This is a genomic window from Spirosoma areae (assembly GCF_054781775.1).
Map to the genome: position 1 here is coordinate 1 of NZ_BAAGTT010000020.1, position 5721 is coordinate 5721.

Annotated in this window: 7 protein-coding genes; 5 read left to right on the forward strand and 2 right to left on the reverse strand. The window is 48.2% G+C overall.

The features are described 5' to 3' along the window. Both ACYVI1_RS08675 and ACYVI1_RS08680 read left to right on the forward strand, forming a co-directional pair. On the forward strand, positions 1-538 hold a 538-nt coding region (locus ACYVI1_RS08675), incomplete at its 5' end, for an Ig-like domain-containing protein (RefSeq protein ID WP_460908909.1). A gap of 165 nt (positions 539-703) precedes the next feature. Next, the gene (locus ACYVI1_RS08680; protein WP_460908911.1) at positions 704-982 is read left to right on the forward strand and encodes a hypothetical protein; all 279 of its coding nucleotides are present in this window, start codon (positions 704-706) and stop codon (positions 980-982) included. A 405-nt stretch (positions 983-1387) separates the two neighbouring features. Here the strand turns inward: ACYVI1_RS08680 and ACYVI1_RS08685 are convergent, their stop codons facing one another. Both ACYVI1_RS08685 and ACYVI1_RS08690 read right to left on the reverse strand, forming a co-directional pair. Continuing rightward, the gene (locus ACYVI1_RS08685) at positions 1388-2128 is read right to left on the reverse strand and encodes a hypothetical protein (protein WP_460908913.1); all 741 of its coding nucleotides are present in this window, start codon (positions 2126-2128) and stop codon (positions 1388-1390) included. 37 nt (positions 2129-2165) lie between these two features. Next, complete coding sequence (locus tag ACYVI1_RS08690; RefSeq protein WP_460908915.1) at positions 2166-2705, reverse strand: type VI secretion system tube protein Hcp; 540 nt, start codon at positions 2703-2705, stop codon at positions 2166-2168. A gap of 1462 nt (positions 2706-4167) precedes the next feature. Between ACYVI1_RS08690 and ACYVI1_RS08695 the strand changes: the two genes are divergently transcribed. From ACYVI1_RS08695 to ACYVI1_RS08705, 3 genes are all read left to right on the forward strand, one after another. Continuing rightward, positions 4168-4698: a hypothetical protein gene (locus ACYVI1_RS08695; RefSeq protein ID WP_460908917.1), complete on the forward strand. Its 531-nt coding sequence runs from the start codon at positions 4168-4170 to the stop codon at positions 4696-4698. A 252-nt stretch (positions 4699-4950) separates the two neighbouring features. Then, positions 4951-5190, forward strand: coding sequence for a hypothetical protein (locus ACYVI1_RS08700; protein ID WP_460908919.1), 240 nt, complete (start codon positions 4951-4953; stop codon positions 5188-5190). A 54-nt stretch (positions 5191-5244) separates the two neighbouring features. Continuing rightward, positions 5245-5607: a hypothetical protein gene (locus tag ACYVI1_RS08705; protein WP_460908921.1), complete on the forward strand. Its 363-nt coding sequence runs from the start codon at positions 5245-5247 to the stop codon at positions 5605-5607. Positions 5608-5721: the final 114 nt, after the last annotated feature.

Below are 5721 nucleotides of genomic sequence, written 5' to 3' on the forward strand. Positions count from 1 at the left end.
CACCACCGTCAGTACGGCCATCATCAGCGTGACGGCCAATGCTCCTAATGTAAGCATCACGGCCAATCCCTCGCTGACTATTGCTCAGGGCAGCAGCGCCACCCTGACCGCGTCGGGGGCTGCCACTTACATCTGGAGTAGTGGAGCCACTACACCCGCCATTTCCGTAACGTCGGCGGGGACCTACACCGTCACAGGTCGCACCTCATCGGGCTGCTCAGCCACAGCCAACGCAGTGGTGGTGAAGCCAGCAGGTGGACGGCTGTCAAGTTCGGAGCCAGTCACCAACTGGCAGGTAGTGGTACTGGGCAACCCATCGGTCAACGAGTATACTGAGATGGAACTTCGGAATGCAATTGGGAAAACGCTGCAAGTAAGCCTGAGCGATGTTTCGGGTCATGTGTTAACGGTCCAATCGTTGGCTGTGCAGGATGCCATCCAGCGAGTACGGCTGCGCTTAGGTTCGGCCAGGGGAATATATTTCCTCCAGGTCAGCGACGGGGTGTGTAAACAGACTCTGCAGATACTACGTCCGTAGCCAACATAGGTTATACTGGTATAGTGGTAGTAAGCAATCTCCTGGATAGATTGTGACACTGGTAAACCGGGCCAACCACCCCACCAGTTGGGGGCGGTCGTCTGTCCGGTTACAGGTATTGTTATTGAGAAACCTCGACCGGGGCAACGGTTTGTATCGGCCGCAATGCTACGAAACAATGACGACCTGATGATGAGGTTAGGGGGTATGTTTAAACAGTATGCTAAAGGCTCAAAAGAAGATCAATTTAATCAGGCGGCTCACAACGCCCGCAACAGGGACAGTAACCGGCGCAACAACCTACGGCGGCAACTAATCCGGCACAACAAAAAGAAAGGGGGGCAACAGTCTCTGTTCCCTAAACTTGATGTATTGACTCTGACTGATGAGCAGAGGGTCTTGCTGGACTACTGGAAAAGTACACCCTATGAACTAAAGATGTGAGTACAGGCAAGCTCCTTTTTAAATCTAGCGGGTGTAGACAGACAGGGAGGGATAGCTAAATTCTTTAGCAGTAAGAATGTCTACGACCGTTAGCCCAGCCAAAAAGAAACGCGGGCAAAATTAGGCAGGGGGGTATCCAAGCTTTCATATGTCAGTTACCCCCTCCCTTACCAGACCAGTATCATACGTATGCAGCTAAAGGGCTCTGTTTTTGGTCCCATGAACTGGCCTGTTAAGCCCATTCACTGTGCTGACTAAGTCGACCTGCTCAGACCCTTCCAGTTAAGGCCAGTAGACGAGCGACCATCCTGTCCACAGGACAGTGCCTATATTTCCCTTACTGAGCTGCCCCTTTCTCCTCGGCAGGGCCAGAAATCCCAGCCACTACGGGCTGGCAGCTTCCCCTTACAACCCACTAATAATGCGCACATAAACATTATTGGACGGGTCCCCATCGTAGCTTTTCGTCACATCATCGGTCACATTCATCGTAATATTGGACGAACTGCCCGAATTGGCATTGGTGCGCGTGAGGCTGAAACCCACAACGGTTGTGCCCCCTGCTCCGATAAACTGACCCGGCTTCATCACCAGGGACAATTGCTGATTGCCCACCACACTGCTGAGCGTCCAGCGGAGATTATCCACCGAGACCGGGTTCTGGGTGCCGCCTGACACATTAATACTGGTGATATCATTAGAAAAGGCCAGACTATAGCCCAGGGGGGCGGTGATGGTGATGGCAACACTGCCCATGGACGTGGGCAGCCCAGCGACTTCAAAAATCTGGACCACGAAGTTATTCACACTACCCCCGGCGGGAAAATTAGCCTGGGGCAGCAGCAGGATGGGGGTCAGATCGGGAGAGCGTAAACCACACAAATAAGAAGAACACGAATTATCGGCTAGGTGGCCCGTAACGATCGGGGCAGTACTTTTTCGTTGGGTAAAAGCCGCCCAGTAATACCCAGGCTGGGTAATACGCTGAAGAATGTCCGTTTTTTGTTTAGAACTGGAAACTGCCACAACCATTTTGGTGGCTGGTAGCTGACTTGCACTTGTAACGGTGTGTTGCGCCAACGCTGGAGAACCAATCAACCAAAGACTGATAAGCCCGAGCGAAACGATGCCTTTTGTCTGTCTCATAAGATTCAAGTTAAATAACGTGAGCGAGTGGCAGACCTTAAAATTCATTACTTGTTGTTTTATCATAGCCAAATCGGCGGGGCGTACCCGGCTGCGTGGAGTCTATGATGGAAATCTTTCTGTAGTTGATAGAGAGGGATTCGGAGATGCCAGCACAACCGTTTGAGCAACCCTCAGAAGAACTGGCTGAGTAACCACTGAAAAAACATCCTTCTAAAACATATTGATACACCAAAACACGAGTACCTCCTGTACCTGCCTTATAAAAATTGATTTTTATAACATTAATAGGAACTTTTGATGTTGCAATAGATCGTTGCAGAGCAATACTAGAAATATCGACCGTTTTAGTCACAGTAATCTCGCTAAAAGAAGGCTCAGCAGGAGTACCACCGTTTGGTATTCCAACCCCGATACCATATTGTATGCTAGTCAGTACAACTTCGACTGTTGCCGAGGTACTGGAAGGGAGACCTGATAAACTTGAGGGGATTTCCAGGTAAATACCTTGAGCGAACGTCGTCCTGACGCAGCAGAAAAATGCAAGGCTGAAAATGAGCGTAATGATGTTTTTCATTGGTTTTGACGAAATGATTGAGTTCTTACCTTTTTTGGAAGTCAGTTTTAATTAGAGTTCAAGCAGCCTGAAGGGACTCTACGGGCGTCATGAATCTTAATGCATGATGCGGAGTTTAGTGTTATAATCCACTAGCCAGGCTTCCACCGTTCGGCGCACTTGCGCCGATCTACTGAACATGTTGGTAAACGTATCGTCTCTGCATAAAACCCTATTACGACTGGACAGTCGTGGTGGTTGAGGTTAGTGTGCAGGGTTTTGGTCAGGCGCCTATTGTTGGCCTGCACCCGCTCCAGTTCGGAGGGAGAGTTGAGGTGACAAGCCCAAGATAGTTTGGCAATTGGTAAGATAGGTCCATTCAGCACGGACCTGAGATTGTGTCGCTGGGGTGACAGGATGGTTCGTGGGTAGCCGTATTTCATAGCAGCCGCGTGGGTTTGTTTTGCTGCTACAAATTTGGTACTTCCCAAACGAAAAGGCTTCTGCTATTGTGTCAAAAGCTTCGTGTATTGTTGCATCACTTCGTCTATTGTTGCACGAAGGGCGTTTTTTATTAGTCAGGCAACTTATACTGTCGCATGATCGCTTAAAACTAGGCTGGCAACTTCCCAGTGAGAAAATCAAGGTCTTATTAGTAAGCCCACTCAGGGGTAAATCGTGACACCTCATTAAACCAGCACTACACTGCTAAACCCGACCAACCGGTGGAGCCGGGAGCGGTTGTTTGCCCTGTTACGAGGGTGACCATTGATCAACCGAAGCCGCAGCAATGATTTGTATCGGCAACAATGCTACGTAACAACGACGCTAACGCTCGACAGTCAGTAAATACAGTATGCCAAAGGCTCGAAAGAGGACGAATACAGCCGGGCGGCTCACAACGCCCGCAACAGGGACAGTAACCGGCGCAATAACCTACGAAAACGGCTGGTACGGGCAATCTATGGGCGGGGTGGCAAACAACTACCTTTATTTCCATTATCGGAGACGGTCCGGCTTACTGATTCGGAAAAGGCCGCGCTGGACTACTGGAAAGGAACACAATACGAAACACGGTTTTGAGCAAATAGAAGTATTTCTTGCCTGAGAACGCAGGTGCATGTGTGCGGGAATTGGGGCAAAAAATTCGTTTTGGTTCTCAGTCAATCGCGGGCGGACGTATGCTGATGCTAAGATGACTGAAGTCCTCTACAAATGTGCTTAGGGGCTTTGAGATCGACTCGAAAAAAAATTACATTTGGCCGTAGCAACTTGCGACTTTATGATTAAGGTGGATACTATTAAAACCAAATCCACCCGACCCAGGCGCGGTTATGAACTGGCTAAAGAACCGTTAGCCCGATGATTGGCGGGATAAGGTTAATGTGGGCTTACCCTCGGTTATTCGCCTGACCATGAACATGGATGGTGAAGGGGAAACTAAAACCGATGATGATTAATAATGACTACCCTTAGCACCTAAATGCAATATAGAGGAGCCGTGAAAAAAAGATACAAAGTCACTGAAAAAGGAAGCGATTTTTTAGGTCGAAAAACCTATGATGTAAAGGAGGTTAGTGGTAGTCCAGACTCACCCCTTGAACTACTGCTGTATGTTATTGTGGCAGTGTTCGTGCTGATTCTTTTCACGCTGCCTGGTGGGTTGCTGGCGTTTCTGTTCTACTTTGTTGGTTACTTTTTGAATAAGCGCGTGCAGTACATAAAGAGGTCCAATGACTACCGCACCCGGATAGCCATTGGACTTAGGGTAAGTATCTTTTCAATAGTGGTCGTATTGGTGATGTATTGGTATTCCAATGACTACACAAATCCACATGCCAAGACAATAGCGGGTTGGTTGGAGTTTGATGGGGACGCATATTTAACTTTTTCTATATTGGCGAGTGATGGAATCGTAGGATACGTATCCATCCTGCTCCACGTGCTGGCGGCCCAACCGCCCTCGTATGGAGACGTTGTTCATTATAAAGAAGGGAAACGTTACAGAGGCTAAATTCAATGAGTAACCGCACCCGGCAACGACCTGTTATTAAAGTCCACTGGGACCGCCCCTTTGTCTATCCTTACCAAAAGCAGTTCCGGGGTAATCTGTGACACCCTTAAACCCGGCCGCAGCACTCCCAAACCAGACCTTGAACCACACACGCTGGGTGCGATCATTAGTTCGGTGACGGGCGTAACCATCTAACGGCCACGGCAGCGGTTCGTATCGGCCGCAATCCTCCGCAACGACAACGACCTGCTGATGACGCTCGATCGCCAACACAGGCAGTATGCCAAAGGCTCGAAAGAGGATGAATTCAGCCGGGCGGCTCACAACGCCCGCAACGCCGATAGCAACCGGCGCAACTATTTACGGAAACGAATAGACCGGGCTAACCAGCAACCTACTTTGTTTGATGTATCGAAAACATTACGACTGACTGCAGACCAACGCGCCTTACTCGACTATTGGCAAGGGACACCCTACGAAGTGAAATTGTAATAGGTGGTTAGTCAGCGTTTTGGAAATTAAGAGAATGTGCGTAAATCGGTTGCTATGAAAATCATGTGGCTGGTATTAGGGCTTCTATTAGCCCATATTGTTAGCGGTCAGAATTGTGATCGGCTTGAACGGAAGGTGGATAAGTTCAATGGTACTGTTCGTCTGCATATACCACTGGGTTATCGAAAGGAGGTAGAAGGCAAAATGAAGTCATTTTATAGAAATGCAACATTCTCTAAATCCATTAGAAACGGCGTTTCTACATATTATATAAGCCTAACTGCATACGCAGATAAATCTTACTTAGATGCAACTGGAGTAATAATATTGTTGGATAATGGACAGAAGATCAATTTACCTGATGAGGAAATTGACATTCATGAAAACGAGTTTACTGATTTACATAATGGAGAATAGGTAGTGGTAAATGTCAAGCTGATTTAGTTTGATTATAATGGTTAATAAAGTTGAGTGTACGCGCAAAATGACTATCATCCGTTTTGGCAAAGGACAGCGTTTTACGGGTTAGGT

Excerpts from the sequence above, each read along its gene's own strand:
- ACYVI1_RS08680 (WP_460908911.1), top strand. The coding sequence starts at position 704 with ATGCTACGAAACAATGACGACCTGATGATGAGGTTAGGGGGTATGTTT.
- ACYVI1_RS08685 (WP_460908913.1), bottom strand. The coding sequence starts at position 2,128 with ATGAGACAGACAAAAGGCATCGTTTCGCTCGGGCTTATCAGTCTTTGG.
- ACYVI1_RS08690 (WP_460908915.1), bottom strand. The coding sequence starts at position 2,705 with ATGAAAAACATCATTACGCTCATTTTCAGCCTTGCATTTTTCTGCTGC.
- ACYVI1_RS08695 (WP_460908917.1), top strand. The coding sequence starts at position 4,168 with ATGCAATATAGAGGAGCCGTGAAAAAAAGATACAAAGTCACTGAAAAA.
- ACYVI1_RS08700 (WP_460908919.1), top strand. The coding sequence starts at position 4,951 with ATGACGCTCGATCGCCAACACAGGCAGTATGCCAAAGGCTCGAAAGAG.
- ACYVI1_RS08705 (WP_460908921.1), top strand. The coding sequence starts at position 5,245 with ATGAAAATCATGTGGCTGGTATTAGGGCTTCTATTAGCCCATATTGTT.